The following is a 19812-nucleotide window of genomic DNA, read 5'->3' on the forward strand; positions in this document are numbered from 1 at the left end:
TCACCCATTTTTGAAAGTGAATACGCTATCTTTTGGAAATATGGATAACTCTGAGTGAAACTCCGAAAAAAAATGAATGATATTCTGTTATTTATTTGAAAAGAAAACGCTGTCAGTAAATAGTGAAACTTGTTATTGTGATTTTTCTCATGTATGATGCTTTTAACAAAGCTTAAATAAGCTCGAATTTTCCAAAAAATGGAGAATAGGGTGGTGGGATGAAAATCAAAACAACTGCGGAAGACAAGATGATAGCATTTTACAGATACTTTTCTTTGTCCCTCACATCTCTGATGTACCTCCTGGACCACACGGGACCTTCCGTAATTAATAAATCCCTTTTAATAATAATTTTGTTCTTATTTGCCCAACTATTCACTATGTATTACCGGAGGTTCCGGAATAAACCGCGTGTCCTTATGGCAGCTGTAAGTGTAGAAATGGCGGGTATTATTGCACTGACGCTGTTAACCGGTGCATATGACAGCTCCTTTAGACTGTATGTGCTTAACCCTGTGCTGATCGCTGCGGGTTCGTTATCCATCTATTTCGGATGGAGTTTGCTGCTTGGATACATTGGTATATTCGCAGTATTTTGTTATGTTTTTCTTAATTCTGCCGGAAAAACTTTAGCTGAAGCTGCATTGGCAAATGGCAACCTGTTTCTAGCACTGGTACTTACGGTTATAATTATGCAGATGGTTAACAGGATCAAGCGGCAGCGGGAAGAAGCAAACGCGCGGACCAATGAAACCATGGAGCACATTAAATCGCTCTATCATATCGTGGAAACATCAAGCCAGCATGACTTCATGAACATAGGCCAGGTTATTACGGATTATGTGGTAAAGCTTACCAAACTTGACAGAGCCTTGTTCTGGTTCGCCAAGAAGAGCGGTGAGCCTGCACCGCAGAGCCGGCAGACCGGCTGGCAGCAGGAAGAGGAACGTTTTCTTTTCTCGGAGCTGGAGAAGCATGAGCATGAATGGAGATTACAGCGCGAGCCTGTATTCAAGAGCCTGCCGGGGCTCGGAGATTTTTTGCTGATGCCGGTGAGAATGAGCACCCGCTTTGTTGGCATGATCGGCGTGAAGCTGGAGTCCTCGGAAGGCCTTGAAGGCCGCCGGTGGTATATCCAGCAGTTGATGTTTCTGTCGGAGCTTAGTGCAATTATTCTTGAACGCCATGAGCTGGGTGTCATCGAGAACCGGCTGATCATCACGAATGAGCAGAACCGGATTGCGGATGAAATGCATGACAGTGTCTCACAGAGTTTATTCGGCATCGTCTATGCCACTCACTCGCTAAAGCAGACCTGGCCGAAAATGTCTGATTCCGAGCTGGAGGAGCAGATAGAGCTTATCCATGATTCGGCGACCAAGGTGGCCAAGGAGCTGAGAATTACAATCTACAGTCTTAGCTCCAAGAAGAGCGGCGGTCCAACCTGGCTGGGTATGGTAAGGTCTCATCTGAAGAGCTTGTCCAGACTGAATGATGTGGAGATTGAACTAAAGATCACGGGTGATGACTTCAGTCTCCCGTATCCCTACCACAAGGCGCTTTTCCGGATTATCTCTGAAGCGACCGGCAATGCCATTCGTCATGGTGCGGCCAGCCGGGTGGATGTTGAACTGTCACTTAAGCCAAAATGGATAAGACTTTCCATAATCGATGATGGTGTAGGTTTTGATACGAGTCTGCTGTTGACGGAGTCTGAGGATAACACAGGCGGACTGGGGATGAAGAATATGCAATATCTGGCGCAGTCTCTTGGGGGCGATTTTCAATTGTCCAGCAGTGAGAATGCAGGCACAAAAATTTTAATTTCGATACCTGTCGGTGTGGCTGAATTAAAAAATGCATAAATTTTAGGCAGGAGGTCGTTCAAGTGAAAATCGTCATTGTTGATGATCATCCTTTGGTGAGAAGAGGATTGGCAGCTGTGATTTCAATGCAGCCCAATTTGCATTTTGCCGGCGAGGCAACGAATGGCCAAGAAGCTCTTCTTGTAATTGAGGAGACGCAGCCTGATCTTGTGCTGATTGATCTGAAGCTTGCCGATGAATCGGGACTGGACGTAATCAAAGCAGCACGTGCGCACGGTTTGACCAGCAAGTTTATTCTGCTGACCTCATCGGCAAGCCGGGAGGATTTCCTGAAGGCAGAAGAAGTGCTGGTTGATGGATATGTGCTGAAAGAAGCGCTGCCGGAGGAATTGCTGTTTGCGATTCAACTGGTCCATAAGGGCAGAAAGTATTATGACCCCGGCCTAATGGAAGATAAAATGCGGATGAGCGGCAGCAGTCCGACAGATGAATTGACACCGAAAGAGAAGGAAGTGCTGATTGAGCTGGGTCAGGGTGCCTGCAACAGGGAAATCGCCTCGCGCCTGTTCATCAGCGAATTTACGGTCAAAAAGCATGTGAGCCAAATTTTGGCGAAGCTACAGGTTGCTGACCGGACGCAGGCAGCATTGTATGCCAATGCAGTCGGGCTGACCAAATATGAAATGTCGTATGATTAAGATAAGCTATGATGGCTTAAAGAATGGAGCACGGACTTAGAGGTCCGTGTTTTTTTGTGCGAATTATTATTTTCCAGGTTCCGGACTGCAGATGAACCGGGATACTTTACACGTAAACGGCTGAGCCTTCCTTTTGAAAAGGGCGGTGAGGCCGTTTTTTCTTGGACGCTTTCCGCAAATTTGATGACTTGGTGTAGGGGTTCCTTCCATAAGTTGTTACAATTTACCAAGCGTATACTACTAAAGTATACCATAGAGGTACACTAAAGTGCCAATAGGACTCACACGAAAGTGAAGATTAAAGTGATGGTATGACCCATGTGGCAAGTCGTATGGATTGATAGAATAAAAGTAAGATATCTGAAACTTTCATGATTGCTTTCAGAATTAATGCGGAAGGAGGGTTACTGTGGAAAAGACGATTTTGGATTACATTAACCTGATAAAGAAAAGGTTATGGTTAATCATGGTGTTTGTATTAATCTCCTGCGCCACCACCTTCTACGTCAGCAAGAACTTCGTCGTACCCGTCTACTCCGCCTCCGGACAGCTGCTGGTCAATAATACCGCAAATGTACCCGAGAGCAACAATCTAAACAATCTAAACTTCAGCCTTAACCTCATCGAGAGCTATAAGGAAATCATGAAATCCCCCACGATTATGAAGAATGTTGTAGCGGATCACCCGGAATTCAATCTGACGGAAGACCAGCTGGCGTCTAAGCTGCAGGTGAAATCTTCAGAGAAAAGCTCGGTCATCAATATCAGCGTGCAGGACGAAAGCTACAGTAAAGCAGCTGGGATAGTAAACGCGGTTTCACAGTCGTTCATCCGCAGCTTGCCGACACTGATGAAGCTTGATAATGTAACATTCCTGACGCCTGCTGACCCAACCGATGTTCCCGGACCGATCAACGGTGGCGCCAACATGAATATCATCATCAGTTTTGTAGTTTCGCTGATGGCTGCAATAGGGATTATCCTGCTGATGGAAACACTCAATGGAACGCTCCGGAGTGAGAAGGAAGCCGAATTCGACCTGGGTCTGCCGGTCATTGCAAGCATTCCTGCCATCCGCAAACGTGATTTGGGTAAAGCAGCAAATGCTAATTCGAGAGTAGGGGAGGGCGCTTATGTTGCGGCTGAATAAAAGTTTGATCACGGACTTGAATCCGTCCTCGCATATCTCCGAATCCTTCCGCTCGCTGCGCACCTATATCCGCCAGCTGGGACTGCTTGGCGGAAATTCAGGCAAAGTGCTGCTCTTCACTTCAGCGGAAGGCGGAGAAGGCAAGACGACCATTCTGGCCAATCTGGCGGTTTCTTTCGTTCAGGATGGCAAGAGGGTTGCCGTTGTGGATTGCAACCTGAGACACCCCGGACTGCATTCCGTGTTTGAAGTGGAAGGCAGCCATGGGCTTGCCGCTTATCTGGGCGGCACTGAGGAAACCAAAGATGTCGCAGTTTACGGAAATTTGGCGAATCTGGCCGTGATCCCTGCCGGTATTACCGCTGTCAGTCCGCCGGATCTGCTGGGTAACGACAAAATGGCAGCTCTGCTGGAAGAGCTGAAAACAAGCTTCGATCTTATCCTGCTCGACTCGCCGCAGGCAGTGGAGTTCAGTGATGCAAGAATCCTGGCCCCGCTGACGGACGGTGTCATCATCGTGGCAAGGCACGGCAAATCGAAGCGTGAAGCGCTCCGCAAGCTGAAGACGCTCATGGATCAGACCGGAACCAAAATTCTTGGCATTGCCATGAATCATAGTAAATGAGCTCACAAAACTTTTAGGAGGTAAGTGCGATGAAAAAGGTAAAAAAGGTAATTATCCCTGCTGCTGGGCTAGGAACGCGCTTCCTTCCCGCGACGAAAGCAATGCCTAAGGAAATGCTGCCGATCATCAACAAGCCAACTATTCAATACATCGTAGAGGAAGCCATCGCTTCCGGTATCGAGGATATCATTATCGTTACCGGTAAAGGCAAACGTGCAATTGAGGACCATTTCGACAATGCGTTCGAACTGGAATCCCGGCTGCTGGAAGACGGCAAGCTGGAACTGCTTAAAGAAGTTCAGCGTTCCTCTAAAGTAGAAATACACTATATCCGCCAAAAGGAACCAAAGGGATTGGGCCATGCGGTTTGGTGCGCAAGACGTTTTATCGGAGACGAGCCCTTTGGCGTTATGCTCGGTGATGACATCGTAACCGGACAGGTTCCTTGCCTGAAGCAGCTGATCGACCAATATGAAGAAACACAGAACTCAGTGATTGGTGTTCAGGAAATTCCGGATGAATTCACTAACCGTTACGGGATTATTGAACCGGATTTGCAGGATGGAAGACTCTACCGGGTTAACAACTTCGTCGAGAAGCCGGCACTGGGTACAGCACCTTCCAATCTGGCCATTATGGGCCGTTATGTGTTCACTCCTAAGATCTTCAAATACCTGGACCTGCAGGAAAAAGGTGCTGGCGGCGAGATTCAGCTCACGGATGCGATCCAGAAGCTCAATCAAAGCGAGCGGGTATATGCCTATAACTTTGATGGTACGAGATACGATGTCGGCGAACGCCTTGGATATATTTTAACCACATTGGAATTTGCCCTGCAGAGTGAGGACTTGCGCTATCCGGTAATGGATGCCATGTCGGAATGGCTCAGCAAGGCCGGACAAACCACGCTTAGCTAAAAATGAGGAGAACCACAAAACCTTTAGGAGGAATGAGGAGAAATGAGCATGCAAAAACTGCCGGAAGACTATGAGGCCGTCCTGCCGAAACTTTACATGCTGCATGCCAAAGAAGGGAATAAAGGTATGGATTCCTATCTGGTGATGAAGCGGATTATCGACATTTTTTTCTCCGCTCTTGGCCTTCTCGTACTGCTGCCGCTATTCACTCTTGTTGCTGTCCTGATCAAGCTGGAGGATCCGAAAGGCAAAGTGTTCTTCCGGCAAACCCGGGTAGGCAAAGAAGAGAAGCTGTTCCCAATGTATAAGTTCAGATCTATGGTGTCTAATGCTGAAGAGCTGAAGGCGAATCTGATGGCTTATAACGAAGTGAGCGGCGCAATGTTCAAAATCAAGAATGATCCCCGGATTACACGGACGGGAAGATTTCTGCGCAAGACGAGCATTGATGAACTGCCTCAGCTCTGGAACGTGCTGATGGGCCATATGAGTCTGGTTGGCCCCCGTCCTCCGCTCGTTGAAGAGGTGGCGCAGTATTCGGAATACGACAAGCAGCGGCTCATAGTTACACCGGGCTGCACAGGTTATTGGCAGGTAAATGCCAGAAACAGCGTCGGCTTTGACGAGATGGTGCAGCTGGATTTAACCTACATCCAGATCCGGAGCACGATGCTGGATCTCAAAATCATTGCGAAAACCGCCCTGATGCTGCTCGGGTCCAAAAATGCTTATTAAAAATATGGAAATTGGGTGAATGCCGATGCTTGAATACGGAGATGTACCTAAGATTTCCATCATTATCTGCACCTATAACCGATCGGTTTTGCTAGTCAAAACCCTTCAATCGCTGCTGTCATTGGAGAATCTGCATCAGGCAGAGATCATCGTGGTGGATAACCACTCCAAGGATGATACGGCGTCCGTCACCAAACGCTTTATGGAGACGGAAGGAGCAGAGATGGATATCCGTTATCTTCTGGAACCGGTACAGGGGTTGTCGGCAGCCCGAAATACGGGGATTCTGGCTTCCAAGTCGCCAATCATTGCCTTTCTTGATGATGATGCGATTCCTTGCCGAACCTGGATAACAACGATTGTTGACAGTTTTGAACAACATCCGGAAGTGATGGCCATGGGCGGAAAAATCGCTCCGATCTTTGAAAGTAAGCGGCCTGAATGGCTCATTAAGCCGTTTGAACTGCCTTACACGATTGTAGATCTGGGCGACCGGGTGAGGGAATATCCGAAACGGCTGCATCCCTGCGGAGCCAACATGGCTATGCGTAAGCTTGTATTTGACATCAGCCTGTTTCCTCTGGAGCTCGGAAGAAAGGGAGATTCACTTCTCTCCGGTGAAGAGACCTGGTTATTCGGTCAAATACAGGGAGAAGGACATTCCATTCTCTATCATCCTCAGATGGCGGTCGATCATTTCGTACCGGCAGGCCGTCTGACTGAAGATTGGATTATGAAAAGATATTACAGTCAAGGCATATCCAACGCTATGAAAAGCGAAGGTGTGAAGGGCAATCTGATCCTGCTGGTCAAGACGGCCGCCAAAGTAGTCTATATCATGGCGGATTCGATCCTCTCCAGAAGCAAGGGAAGAAAGCTTCTGAACAGATGCCGGCTGGAGAGTATTCGGGGAACTCTTCATATGATTTGGAACCGGAAGAGGCAATCTGCAGCGGGGTGAGGGAAGACAATGACTAATTTTGGGTGGGGCTCAAAAATCAACGCTTTGCCATACGGAATGCTCTACCTGGTGTCTGCCCTGTTCCTCGGAACAGCGGTCATTTACCAGCCGGCAATTGCGGTAGCTGCCGTACTCCTGATTATATTGCTGGTTGTCTCTCTCTCTCGTCCTGAACTGATCAGTTATTTCGTTCTGTTGACGACAGCGATCTCCATTAACTTCTTGTATAACGGCAGCATGTTCGGGATTGAAATTCTTTCCCTCTACAAGCTGGTTATCCTGATGCTTCTGGTGCCTTGCATTCTGGTCAACGGCCTGAAGTTCCGTCTCAGTCCTCCGCTCTGGGCCATGGTAGCACTGGTGTTCATCACCTTTGGCTTCTCGATCTGGCTGCCGGAGATGAGCTCATCCATTGCCATAAAAGCCTTTATCGGTCTGTCGCTTCCCTTCGTGTTTCTCCTGATCAACTGGAAGAAAGAAGTGGCTGAGAAGCAAATCCGCATCATCACTTTGCTGCCGCTGGTCAGCGTGCTGGCTGGAGTGGTGCTGCAGGCGGCTCATATCCATTCATTTCTCGATATCGAGTTCACGGGCGCTATACGGATACAGGGGGCGAACATTCCAGCGCATCTGGCTATGCTGGCTTTTATGGGAGTGGGCATCGCATTTATTGAGGTGAAACGGAGTCCGCAGCATATCAAGTTTTTCTACACCGTGCTGGCGCTGAACTTTCTAATCCTGATCGGAACAGGAACGCGGGGACCGATATTAGCCCTGGTTTTGATGGTTCTCTACTATTTTTACGACATTTCCCGTCAGTACTTAAAGGGGAGAACGCAATATCTGATTCCGCTGCTGTGCTCGTTTCTCCTGATTGTCTCGGCTGTCTATCTGCAGCTGGACAACATCAAGAAGCGCTCCTTCGAACGGACGACCGAAACGGGTGTTGATTTGTCGGGACGGGCGGAGGCCTGGGAATATTTCCTGCACAAAGCGGAGGATTCGCCCCTTGCGGGCAGAGGACTCGGCGCAGTGACTGTAGCCAATGACGGGTCGCTGTACAAAGGCTTTGTGGTTCCGCACAACGAGTACATCCGGTTTTATTTCGATGGAGGATATGTCGGCGCCATCCTGCTGTTGCTTTCCTTATTGGCTGTGTTTCTTCTGGTTTACAGAGCTTTGGCACCGCCGGTCAAACCTTACTATCTGCTCTTTATTGCAGCGTTCCTAATTTATTCTTTTTCCGACAACACGCTGTCGACGGTCCAATCCATTATTCCGTTCTGTTGGTACCTGAACTGCCTGTATCGATCTTCACAGCCAACCGATTCCCCACAAAAAGAAGTGATACGATGAACCAAGTGAATATGTTCGATGTCAATTTCGATAACTATGATTTCATGGATCTGCTTGAATACATTGACAAGACCATTAAGGAAAGGAATCAATCCTACATCCTGACCTGCAATGTCGATCATGTGATCAAGCTTCGCAAGGACAAAGAGTTTAGGGCGGTATATTCCGAAGCGGGTGCCGTAGTGGCGGATGGAATGCCGCTGATCTGGGCTTCGAAGATGCTGGGCAAGCCGCTGAAGCAGAAGGTCTCCGGATCAGATCTCTTCAGCCGCCTGGGTGACGCCTTCGAGCAAAGAAAGTACCGGCTGTTCTTTCTGGGCTCGGCGGAAGGTGTGCCAGAGCGGGCGACAAAGAATTTAAAGGCGGCTTATCCCGGCATGAACATTGTCGGCTGTTATTCTCCCTCCTACGGTTTTGAGCACAACGAGGAAGAGAATCAGCGTATTATCCAAATGCTGACCGAAACCCAGCCGGATATTGTATTCGTCGGTGTGGGCGCACCGAAGCAGGAGAAATGGATCTACCGGCATTACACCTCCTACCGGGCGCCGATTTCCATCGGCGTGGGAGCGACGTTTGATTTCCTCTCGGGCTCCGTCAAACGGGCGCCGGACTTTATGCAGAAAACAGGGCTTGAATGGTTCTGGCGGCTGAGCCAGGAACCGGGACGCCTGTGGAAAAGATATCTTGTAGATGATGCCCAGTTCCTGGTCCTGCTGCTTAAAGAGCTGCGCAAGCGGGATAAGATCAAGGGCGGGAGATTTGAGTAAACATACGAAATTTGGATGGCCATAGGGCGGAGGTGGGGAAATGAAGATGATGAGCCAGAATGAAAGCAACCTGACATTGCCATCCCTCACTTCGGTGAAGTCAGGCGTCATGATGACGCTGATCTGCGCTATGTGCCTGGGGCTTCCGCTGCTGATCGGCTTCGCCAGTGCGAAGCTCAGCTCTTCCAGCAGTCTGCAGGGGGTCATTCTGGCAGGGATTCTATTCCCCGCATTCCTGCTGGCGCTGCTGAAGCCGAAACACCTGATCGCCTATACTCTGCTGATCTGGGCGGTGGCCCCGGAGCTGCGGCGTATCGCCGACTGGTACGAAGGGGTCTACCACTCGGTATCCCTGCTCAGCCTGGCGCCTCTGCTGACGGGAGCAACACTTGCGATTCCGGTGCTGAAGGAAATCCACAGAATCCGGAAATCCTCCACGCGGATCATCCTGCTGTTCTCGGTAGCGTTGGCCTACGGCGCATTGATCGGTCTGGCGAAGAACGGCATAGGCTCGGTATACGATTTGGCTAACTACATCGTACCGCTGCTGCTGATTCCGTTCTTCGCGGTAACGCGTTTCAAGCCTAAGGATATTGACCGGCTGCTGTACGCTTTTGCCAATATCGCAGTCCTGGTGGCGATCTACGGCATCATCCAATATCTGACGGTTCCTCCCTGGGACGCTTTCTGGATGAGGAATGCAGATATGATGTCCATCGGAACACCGTATCCCTTGGAAATCCGCGTCTTTTCCACTCTGAATTCTCCCGGACCGGCGGCGACCTTCCTGGTATTCGCCCTCGTCCCGATGATTCTGGAGAAAAGATGGCAAGGCACGCTGCGCTGGATCGGTGTCCTGCTCGTTGTGGTCTGTCTGCTGACCACGCTGGTGCGTTCCGCCTGGCTGGTCCTGCTGGTTATGCTGCTGGTGTACATCGCCTCTTCTCCCTCCAAAGGGAAGTGGAAAACCCTGCTTCAGCTGGGATTTGTAGCAGTAGCGCTGATCTGGATCGTTCCCAAGCTGCCGGGAGCAGAGGGGCTGGTGGCCCGCATGGAGACACTTACCTCCGTGCAGGAAGACCACTCCTATAATGAACGGCTCAGCTTATGGCAGAACATGCTGCCGATGGTAGCCGCTAATCCGGTTGGCCAGGGAATCGGCAGTGTAGGCCAAGGAACAAAGATTGGCAACGGCGGGGAGCTTGGAGAGTACGGCAACATGGACAACGGCGTTATCGCACTGCTGCTTACCTTTGGAGTACTGGGCGCCTTATTCTTCTTCGGCGCACTTGGGGCCGTCATTAAACAGATTGTGGTCAGAGTCACCAGCAAGGACAGTCTTCAGCCCTATGCCCGGCTATCGCTGGCAGCATGGATGGGGGCGGTAGTCAGCCTGGTGTCTGACAACGGATTCCCCGGACTCAAGGGATATCTGATATGGATGCTGATCGGCCTTGGGCTAAGCGCCAAAGAGATTATTGAGAGCAGAAAGAAGGGAACACCACATGCAGCAGTTGAACGCGAAATCACTTCCCACTAGCACAGTCTGGTCCTCGCTCAAGAAATTCACAAAGAGCAAGGACAACAGCTCGGCAGCCGTAAAAACCATGTTCGTCAGCGTGTTGATTCTGCTGGTTAACATGCTGACGGGTGTGCTGACTGCCCGCTATCTCGGGCCGACAGGCCGCGGGGAACAGACAGCTATGGTGAACTGGTCCCAGTTTCTGGCGTTCAGTATGAGCTTCGGTATTCCCTCGGCGCTGATCTACAATGCCAAGAAGAATCCGGATGAGGCCGGGGTGCTCTACCGGGTGGCGCTGATGATCGGCCTTGGGTTTGGCATGGTGGCCATGACAGTGGGAATCTTTGTCCTACCCTACTGGCTGGAATCCTTCAGTCCGGAGGTGGTGGTTTTTGCGCAATGGTCGATGATCCTGTGTCCGCTGATTGTGATCTCGCAGATTAACAACGCGGCATTTCAGTTCAGAGGGGATTACAAGACCTTTAACTGGATGCGTTATCTGGTTCCTCTGCTGACGCTGGCAGCCATTGGCGTTCTGATCCTCACGGATCATATGAATCCATTTACTACGGCACTGGCTTACTTGGTTCCATCCGTACCGCTGTTTATCGGAATGACAATCTTGCTGCTCCGCACCTACAGGGTGAAGCTGAAGGACGCATACCTGAATTTCAAAAGATTATTCACGTATGGCCTCGGCTCTTACGGAAATGACCTGCTCGGCCAATTCTCCGGCTATATCGACCAGATCATTATTGCCGGTCTGCTGCGGCCAGCCGATTTGGGACTGTATGCAGTAGCAGTGAGCTTGTCGCGGATGGTCAACTTCTTCTCGAACTCGATCACCGTGGTGCTTTTTCCAAAGGCTTCTGAGCTCTCGAAGGAGGAAGCGATCGCCCTTACCTTCAAAGCATTTCGGATCAGTACGACCTGCACCCTGCTCGGCGCGGTGTTCCTGATGCTGGTGGCCCCCTTCGTTATTCCGTTGCTGTACGGGAAGGATTTCAATACGGCGCTGACCGTATTCCGCCTGCTGCTGCTGGAAGTTACGATCAGCGGAGGCACACTGATTCTGGCTCAGGTCTTTATGGCGCTTGGCAAACCGAAATTCGTATCCATTCTTCAGGGAGTGGGCTTGATCCTGGTGATCCCGATGCTCTTCCTGCTGGTGCCGAAGTTCGGATTGTTCGGAGCAGGGGTGGCGATGTTGTCATCGGCTGTACTGCGGTTCTTGTTCATTATTCTCAATATTAAATACAACCTGAAGGTCAAGCTACCGCGGCTGCTGATCAACGGGGACGACATTAAGTGGATGAAGACGACGATGAATTCCTATATTCATAAAAAACCCGCGGATACGAGCAGTTAGAGAGCAGAGGTACGATGCGAGCTGCTTAGCTGCTAAATAAACAAGGGACGGTGTGAGAGGAATGGAGAGAAAGTTTGGAGCTGTAGAAGCGTTAGCGTTCGCCTTTGTTCTCTGATTTCAACCGCAGCTGGCGGTTCAATAATAGAAATCAGAGAACAACAGCGATCGAAAGCCCAAACATTTCTCGTAATGACGACAACCACCGGACCATCAAAGCAAAGGAGGAAACCTTCATGGATTCAGTGACAAGCGTGCTTGGCGGCCCGGGGAGTTACCCGATATCTGCTGTCATCATTGCTCAGGATGACGAAATTCGAATATCCAAAGCAATTCAATCCTGCCGACTTTTCGCCGACGAGGTGGTTGTAATCGACGGAGGAAGCAAAGACGGGACGGTGCAATTGGCCGAAAGCCTGGATTGCCGGGTATACGTCAACCCATGGCCCGGATACGCGAAGCAAAGAGAATTCGGAGTGGAACGCGCCGTCCATGATTGGGTCTTCCTGATTGATACCGATGAAGTGGTCAGCGATGAGCTGGCCAAGGATATTCTTGAGCGCAAGCCGGCGCTGACGGACCGGGGCGTAGCTTACTCGCTATACCGGATCGGTGATTTTCTGGGCAGATGGCTGGATAAGGGCGAGTATCTGGTGCGGCTGTACAACCGCAAGGAGTACGGTATCCGCAACTCCCTGGTGCATGAAATGCCCGAGGTGTTGGAGGAACGGACGGTTCGCTTGAACGGAACGCTCTGGCATCAGGGCTTCCGCAGCATCAATGACCATGTAACCCGGTTTAATAAATACACCGACCTGGAAGCGCAGAGCGCTTATGCGAGCGGCAAGCCGTTTAAGCTGAGAAATCTGCTGCTGCGGCCGCCGGCACGGTTCCTGCAGAAATATTTTCTGCACGGTTTGTTCAAGAAAGGCATTGCAGGGTTCGCGGTATCCGTATTTTGGGTGATGTATGAATTCATGGTCGGCTTCAAGCACTACGAATTGAACAGCTCCGGCAAGCTGGCCCAGCACAACGCACAGGGGCAGGCCGAGAAAGAAAAGAAAGGGGAGAGAAGCTATGCCGTACAGTGACGGATTAAACATTATGACGACAGGCCTCAGTTGGCCTTCGTTACAGCCCGGCGGGCTTAACACTTATTTTAAATCCGTTTGCGAGCAGCTCTCCTCACGCAACCAGGTGCATGCGCTGATCTGCAGTCAGGAGACGCCGTCCACCTCGAAGGAACTGATTATTCATAATGCCGGAGATCCCAAGGAAACGATCTGGAAGCGTAAGGATGCTTTTCAGCGTAAAGCTGCAGATTTGATGGGCAGCGGGAGCGGGCGCATTGATATTCTATATACCCACTTCGCACCCTACGGCGTTGGGCCGGCGATGGAAGCGAAGAAGCGGGGGATTCCGGTGGTCATGACTTTTCATGGCCCATGGAATGAAGAGATGAAGATCGAAGGCCAGGGCATTAAGCACCGGGTCAAAACAACGATTGCCAAATCTATTGAACGCAAGGCCTACAAGCTGGCCGACCAGTTCATTGTACTTAGCGAGTATTTCCGTGACATGCTGCACAGTCTGCATGGTGTGCCGCTGCACAAAATCATCGTGATCCCGGGTGCAGCCAATGTGGAGCGGTTCATCCCTGCCAGCAACCGGCTGGCTGTCCGCCGGACGCTGAATTTGCCGGAGGGAGCAACGACGGTACTGACGGTCCGGCGGCTGATGAACCGGATGGGGCTGCTGCAGCTTTTGGAAGCCTGGAAGCAGGTATCCGAGCGGTTCCCGAACGCGATTCTGCTGATCGGAGGCAAAGGTCCGCTGCGCGGAGAGCTGGAAGAAAAAATCTCCGATTATGGTCTCAGTAACAAAGTCAGGCTGCTTGGCTACATTCCCGATCATGAACTGGCCTCCTACTACCAGGCTGCTGACATGTTCGTGGTTCCTTCACAGGCACTCGAGGGCTTTGGACTTATCACCGTTGAAGCACTGGCTTCCGGTCTTCCGGTTATGGCTACTCCGGTCGGAGGCAACAAAGAGATTCTGCAGGGCTTCCGTCCGGAGCTGCTGTTCAAGGGTTCGACCAGTGATGATATGGCGGAGGGTATGATTCATATGCTCAGTAACCGCAAGCTGCTTCCCGGCCGTGACGAATGCAGAAACCATGTGCTGGAGAAATACACCTGGCAGCATGTGGGCGATCAAGTGGAATCGGTATTCCTTCAAACATTGGGAAAGGGTGTGGCTGCAGGATGCTAAAAGTCGCTTATATTGATCACACCGCCAAGTGGAGCGGAGGAGAGGTTGCGCTGTTCAACATTCTCACCAACATCGGCAAAGAGATTCAGCCGCTGGTCATCCTGGCCGAAGAAGGGGCGCTGGCTGAACGTCTGCGCGAAAAAGGCATCGACGTCCGCATCATCCCGCTTGATGAGAGCATCCGCAGCCGCGGCAGAAATGCCGTCAATCTCGGCGCTCCGGCTGCGGCGTTCAAGCTGCTGGCTTACGGCCGCAAGCTGGCGCCGCTGCTCAAACAGGAAAAGGTGGATTGTGTGCACACCAACTCCCTGAAATCGGCCTTCTATGGTGCAGTTGCCGCGAAGAAAGCGGGAGTGCCGCTGATCTGGCATATCCGGGACCATATCGGTGCCCCGTACCTGAAGCCGGTTGTCGCCAAGGCGATCCGGCTGCTGTCACGCCTGCTTCCCAATGGCGTGATTGCCAATTCCCATTCCACGCTGAATGCGCTGGAGCTGCCGCGTTCGAAGAAGACACTGGTGGTCTACTCCGCTTTTGCCAAAGCAATCGGCGAGAGCATCGGCAGACGGGACCAGAAGGATTTCAACGTCCTGCTGGTGGGCCGGCTGGCGCACTGGAAAGGCCAGCATATCGTGCTGGAGGCTGCCAAAGCGTTCAAGGATGACAGCCGTGTCCAGTTCTGGCTGGCCGGTGATGCCTTGTTCGGGGAAGAGGAATATAAACAGGAATTAATTCAAAAGATGCAGCAGGATGGGCTTACCAACGTCAAACTGCTGGGTCATGTGGATGACATACAAGGCCTTATGAAAACTGCTGATTTGCTGATTCACACTTCGATTACCCCCGAGCCATTCGGCCAGGTTATTGTCGAAGGCATGGCGGCTGGACTGCCGGTAATCGCCTCCAATGAAGGCGGCCCGGTAGAGATTGTGGTTCCCGGTGTAACGGGACTGCTGATCCAGCCTGGAGACCCAGTCGTACTTGCAGATTCCATCACCTGGATGCTGAACCATCCCGAAGAGCGAAGAAGGATGGCGGAAAGTGGAATGAAGCGGGTAAAAGAGCATTTTGTCATCGAGAATACGGTCAAGGACATCGTCGCTTATTACAAAGGATTGCTCGCCGCAACCTGAGCTGTTTTTCCGGACAATGCTAAAGCTTAAGGGCACCGTTCCTTCCATGCATTCACTACTTGATGATGCTGCTCCATAAAACTTTGAGGATGATTTACATGAAAATTGCGATAGCGCACGATTACTTAATCCAAATGGGCGGAGCGGAAAGAGTTGTGGAGGTCTTCCACCACATGTATCCGGAGGCTCCGATCTTCACGACGGTTTTTAACGGAAGCCGCCTGACCGACAACCTCAAAGATGCGGATATCCGGGCCTCCTGGCTGCAGAAGATCCCGGGAGTGAAGGCCAATTTTAAAGGGGTACTGCCGCTTTATCCGATGGCCATTCGTGATTTGGACTTTAGCGGGTACGATATCGTCCTGAGCTCCAGCAGTGCTTTTATGAAAAGCATAAAGGTTCCCGAATCCACGTTTCATCTATGCTACTGTCATACGCCAATGCGCTTTGCCTGGGATTATGACACGTACATGGAGCGGCAATCGAATTCCGGACTGTTCAAAAGACTGCTCAAGGTCTATATGCAGCGGCTCAAGACCTGGGATCAGCGGACATCCAAAAATGTAAACCAGTTCGTGGCCAACTCTTCCGTAGTGAAGACGCGGATTCAGAACTATTACCATAGGGATGCCGATGTGATCTTCCCGCCGATCAATACAGCCCGCTTCACCAGTTCCAGCTCTATCGGCGACTATTACCTGATCGTCTCCCGGCTTGTATCCTACAAACGGATCGACCTGGCAGTGGAGGCTTTTAGCCGGAATGGCCTTAAGCTCTATATCGTCGGCGACGGGCCGGACCGTAAGCGTCTGGAAGGAATGGCCAAAGATAATGTCACTTTTCTGGGCCGGCTGGAGGATGAAGAGGTTACGGGCCTGATGTCGAAATGCCGGGCGTTTATTTTTCCGGGAGAAGAAGATTTCGGAATTACGCCCCTGGAGGCGAATGCCGCTGGAAGACCGGTCATTGCTTATCAGGCCGGAGGGGCGCTGGATACCATAGTTCCTTATGTCAATGGCGTATTCTTTCAGAATCAGGAAGTGGATGATCTGCTGAAGGCTATCCACGAAGTGGAGTCCTATGCGTGGGACATCAGCAAGATTATGGGGCATGCGCATAAATTCGATGAACAGACGTTTATGGTTCAGTTCAAGCAGTATGTGGAACAGGCCTACGTTAATTTTCTTAAAGGAGGATGATTATATGAAGCTGGCAGTAATCGGTACCGGCTATGTCGGTCTTGTATCTGGCGTATGTTTTACACTTAACGGGAATCATGTCATCTGCGTCGATAAGGATGAGGAGAAAATCAATAAATTGAACCGGATGGAATCCCCCATCTATGAGCCGGGTATTGAGGCGCTGATCGAAATGAATCTCCGTGAGGGCAGATTATCCTTTTCGGCAGATCTGCAGGAATCGGTGCGCCTTTCTGATATCGTCATCCTCGCTGTAGGAACGCCTTCCCTGCCGGGCGGCGAAGCAGATTTAACGTATATCGAGGGAGCAGCCACAGAAATTGCGCAAGCGATGGAAGGCTATAAAATCATCATGACCAAGTCGACCGTACCGGTTGGCACAAATGAGAAAATCCGCAATCTTATTGCTTCCCACACGAATCATCCCTTCGATATCGTCTCCGCTCCCGAATTCCTGCGTGAAGGCTCGGCGATCCGCGATACGCTTCATCCTGACCGGATTGTGATTGGTCTGGATAATCCGCTTTTGGAGCCAACGATGCGCCAGCTACATCAAGGCTTCACTGAAAATATCTTCGTAACGGATATCCGCAGTGCGGAAATGATTAAATATGCATCGAATGCTTTCCTGGCAACCAAAATCTCCTTTATCAACGAAATTGCCAACATTTGCGAAAAAGTGGGAGCTGATGTAACCGAAGTGGCGGAAGGCATGGGGATGGACCGGAGAATCGGCTCAAGCTTCCTGCAGGCCGGAATCGGTTATGGAGGCTCCTGTTTCCCGAAAGATACCAATGCACTGATCCAGATCGCAGGTAACGTGGACTATGAGTTCAAGCTGCTGAAATCGGTGGTTGAGGTGAATAAAGGACAGCGGTTTATGATTATTTCCAAACTTCATGAGTCGCTCGGCAGCCTGCGCGGCGCGGTTATCGGAATTTGGGGGTTGGCCTTCAAGCCGAATACCGATGATGTACGCGAGGCACCTGCCCGTGAAATCGTCGAAGCGCTGGTAGCGGAGGGAGCTACAGTGAAGCTCTATGATCCGATTGCCGCCGATAACTTCAAAATGCAATACGATCATCCGCAGCTCCGCTGGTGCGGCCTGCCGGAAGAGGCGGCAGAAGGCAGTGATGCCGTATGCCTGCTGACCGACTGGAGCCAGTTCAAGGATATCGACCTGCATCGCTTGGCGGGCAGTATGCGCCGCCAGGTTTTGATCGACGGCCGCAACGTCTACTCCAAGGAGCAGATCGAAGGCACCGGCCTGGAGTACCATTCCGTCGGACGCCCGCAAATGGGCGGACTGAGCGGGTATTCGGCCAGCGTGGCTGGTGCGATCTAAGCTAACACCTTGCCCTTTACTGCCGTCAAACTAGCGGCAATGCCGGATCTTTAGCAGGGTGCTTCGCCTGTGGGTGCAAGCCGCGGGCGTGAATGTCTTGCTAGGGCGCATAGCCCAGCTGGAATCCATCTAAGTAAGCTGTTATGGAATGGAACGGAGAGGAATTTTGGAACTGTAGGAGCGAATGCGTCCGCCTGAAAGCTTTCCGTAGGAAAGCTCGCTTCGAAAGCATATGCAGTCTGCGGATTTCCACCGCGAACAGCGGTATAAATCAAGAAATCTGCAGACAACAGCGGCCGAAAGTCCAAACATTCCTTGCAGTGACTCTCATAACAGCCCAAGCTGGTAGAATTTTTGCGCAGCCTGCAGTGCTGCCTGAAGCAGTCTGTCTTTTGCATTAGCCGAACTGCAGCTCACAATAACAATCCGATATTTTTGCGTCAACACATAATGAGGAGGGTTCCATATGAAACTGGTACTTCTATCAGGCGGTTCAGGTAAACGTCTCTGGCCATTGTCTAACGATTCACGTTCGAAGCAATTTCTGAAGGTACTTGAGAGCCCGACGGGTGAACCGGAATCCATGGTACAACGGGTATGGCGGCAGCTGGAGGAAGCTAATATGTCGGGTTCGGCTTATCTGGCTACCGGCCGCAGCCAGGTGGAAATGATTCAGAGCCAGCTTGGCAGCGAGGTGCCTATCATCGTTGAGCCGGAACGCCGCGATACGTTTCCGGCGATTGCCCTGACAGCAGCCTACCTGTATTCCATGGAAGGCGTTTCGCCAAGCGAGACCGTGGCCATCCTGCCGGTCGATCCTTATGTGGAAGCCGCCTTCTTCGATACAGTAGTGCAGCTTGAGCAAACGATGCAGGAGAGCGGAGCGAACCTGGCGCTGATGGGTGTAGTACCCGAGCATGCTTCAGAAAAATACGGATATATCATTCCTACCAGCGCTGAGGCGGGAGCAAGCGGCTATCTGCAGGTAAGCCACTTCCAGGAGAAACCTGACCGTGAGCAGGCTGAGGAACTGATCAGCCGGAATGCCCTCTGGAACTGCGGCGTGTTCGCGTTCCGCCTGGGTTACCTGCTTGATATTCTGCAGCGCAAGGGATTGCCGCTGAACTATGAGGAACTGCAGAAGCAGTACAAACTGCTTGCTTCCATCAGCTTTGACTATGAAGTGGTGGAAAAAGAGGAGAAAATCGTAGTTCAGCCTTATGACGGATTCTGGAAGGATTTGGGCACCTGGAACACGCTGACCGAAGAAATGAACAGCAACCATGTGGGCAAAGGGTTCGTGACGGCCGATTCCGAAGGCACTTGCCTGATTAATGAGCTGGATATTCCGATTACGGTGATCGGCGCGAAGGATCTGATTATCGCTGCCAGCCCGGACGGGATTTTGGTTACCCATAAAGCGGAGAGTCCGAGAATCAAGGAAGTGCTGAAGTCTTTTGAACAAAGACCGATGTACGAAGAACGCCGCTGGGGCCATTATAAGGTCATAGATTATGTGAAATACGATGAGGGAAATGAAGTGCTGACCAAACGGATTTTTATCGAAGAGGGTAAAAATATCAGTTACCAGCTGCACCATAAACGCAGTGAAATCTGGACATTTGTCAGCGGTGAAGCAAGCATTGTAATTAATGAGAAGATGCATAATGTGAAGGCGGGAGATGTGGTGCGTATACCGGAAGGCACCAAACATGCGATTCTTGCGCTGACGGATGTAGAGTTTATCGAGGTACAGACCGGCTCGGAACTGGTAGAAGAGGATAACATCCGCATCACCTTGGATTGGGAAGATATAGCTTTGCAACAGTTTATCTCTTAGGCCTAAACAGTCTATTTACCCAATTGTTGCAGATCCAAAACAGGCATTTAGAACCATTTATTAATTTATTTTTATTAATGCTCTAAATAAAAACTTCA

17 protein-coding genes are annotated in these 19812 nt (G+C 50.9%); all 17 read left to right on the plus strand.

All coding sequences use genetic code 11. From position 1 onward, the window contains the following. Positions 1-440 precede the first annotated feature (440 nt). The 17 genes from H70357_RS05075 (at position 441) to H70357_RS05155 (ending at position 19714) form a co-directional block, all read left to right on the plus strand. Positions 441-1865 carry a sensor histidine kinase gene (locus H70357_RS05075; protein ID WP_231578377.1) on the plus strand — a complete coding sequence of 475 codons (1425 nt, stop codon included), beginning with the start codon at positions 441-443 and terminating at the stop codon, positions 1863-1865. A gap of 23 nt (positions 1866-1888) precedes the next feature. Beyond that, positions 1889-2524 (plus strand): response regulator, encoded by a 636-nt coding sequence (locus tag H70357_RS05080; RefSeq protein WP_038586479.1) that lies wholly within the window; start codon positions 1889-1891, stop codon positions 2522-2524. Positions 2525-2933: 409 nt separating this feature from the next. Beyond that, positions 2934-3674 carry a YveK family protein gene (locus H70357_RS05085; RefSeq protein WP_038586482.1) on the plus strand — a complete coding sequence of 247 codons (741 nt, stop codon included), beginning with the start codon at positions 2934-2936 and terminating at the stop codon, positions 3672-3674. Further along, positions 3658-4299, plus strand: coding sequence for a CpsD/CapB family tyrosine-protein kinase (locus tag H70357_RS05090; RefSeq protein WP_038586485.1), 642 nt, complete (start codon positions 3658-3660; stop codon positions 4297-4299). Before H70357_RS05085 ends, H70357_RS05090 begins: the two co-directional genes overlap by 17 nt. Positions 4300-4328: 29 nt before the next feature. Beyond that, the gene (galU, locus tag H70357_RS05095) at positions 4329-5216 is read left to right on the plus strand and encodes a UTP--glucose-1-phosphate uridylyltransferase GalU (RefSeq protein ID WP_038586488.1); all 888 of its coding nucleotides are present in this window, start codon (positions 4329-4331) and stop codon (positions 5214-5216) included. 42 nt (positions 5217-5258) lie between these two features. Further along, a complete protein-coding gene (locus H70357_RS05100; protein ID WP_038586491.1) occupies positions 5259-5951 on the plus strand; it encodes a sugar transferase in 693 nt (230 codons plus the stop codon). A gap of 25 nt (positions 5952-5976) precedes the next feature. Next, the gene (locus tag H70357_RS05105; RefSeq protein WP_038598671.1) at positions 5977-6912 is read left to right on the plus strand and encodes a glycosyltransferase; all 936 of its coding nucleotides are present in this window, start codon (positions 5977-5979) and stop codon (positions 6910-6912) included. 9 nt (positions 6913-6921) lie between these two features. Next, the gene (locus H70357_RS05110) at positions 6922-8268 is read left to right on the plus strand and encodes an O-antigen ligase family protein (RefSeq protein WP_038586493.1); all 1347 of its coding nucleotides are present in this window, start codon (positions 6922-6924) and stop codon (positions 8266-8268) included. Continuing rightward, a complete protein-coding gene (locus H70357_RS05115; RefSeq protein ID WP_038586496.1) occupies positions 8265-9038 on the plus strand; it encodes a WecB/TagA/CpsF family glycosyltransferase in 774 nt (257 codons plus the stop codon). Before H70357_RS05110 ends, H70357_RS05115 begins: the two co-directional genes overlap by 4 nt. A gap of 40 nt (positions 9039-9078) precedes the next feature. Then, positions 9079-10578 (plus strand): O-antigen ligase family protein, encoded by a 1500-nt coding sequence (locus H70357_RS05120; protein WP_038586499.1) that lies wholly within the window; start codon positions 9079-9081, stop codon positions 10576-10578. After that, the gene (locus H70357_RS05125) at positions 10544-11929 is read left to right on the plus strand and encodes an oligosaccharide flippase family protein (RefSeq protein WP_038586502.1); all 1386 of its coding nucleotides are present in this window, start codon (positions 10544-10546) and stop codon (positions 11927-11929) included. Before H70357_RS05120 ends, H70357_RS05125 begins: the two co-directional genes overlap by 35 nt. A gap of 233 nt (positions 11930-12162) precedes the next feature. Beyond that, complete coding sequence (locus H70357_RS05130) at positions 12163-13017, plus strand: glycosyltransferase family 2 protein (protein WP_038586505.1); 855 nt, start codon at positions 12163-12165, stop codon at positions 13015-13017. Then, entirely contained in the window at positions 13004-14197 is a 1194-nt protein-coding gene (locus H70357_RS05135; protein WP_038586508.1) for a glycosyltransferase family 4 protein, read from the plus strand. Before H70357_RS05130 ends, H70357_RS05135 begins: the two co-directional genes overlap by 14 nt. Beyond that, positions 14191-15330, plus strand: a complete 1140-nt coding sequence (locus H70357_RS05140) for a glycosyltransferase family 4 protein (protein ID WP_038586511.1) — start codon at positions 14191-14193, stop codon at positions 15328-15330. Before H70357_RS05135 ends, H70357_RS05140 begins: the two co-directional genes overlap by 7 nt. A gap of 98 nt (positions 15331-15428) precedes the next feature. Next, positions 15429-16529, plus strand: coding sequence for a glycosyltransferase (locus H70357_RS05145; protein WP_038586514.1), 1101 nt, complete (start codon positions 15429-15431; stop codon positions 16527-16529). 4 nt (positions 16530-16533) lie between these two features. After that, positions 16534-17874 carry a UDP-glucose dehydrogenase family protein gene (locus tag H70357_RS05150; protein WP_038586516.1) on the plus strand — a complete coding sequence of 447 codons (1341 nt, stop codon included), beginning with the start codon at positions 16534-16536 and terminating at the stop codon, positions 17872-17874. A 466-nt stretch (positions 17875-18340) separates the two neighbouring features. Continuing rightward, a complete protein-coding gene (locus H70357_RS05155) occupies positions 18341-19714 on the plus strand; it encodes a sugar phosphate nucleotidyltransferase (protein WP_038586519.1) in 1374 nt (457 codons plus the stop codon). The last annotated feature ends 98 nt before the right edge of the window (positions 19715-19812 follow it).

This window comes from Paenibacillus sp. FSL H7-0357 (assembly GCF_000758525.1).
GTDB lineage: Bacteria > Bacillota > Bacilli > Paenibacillales > Paenibacillaceae > Paenibacillus_AQ.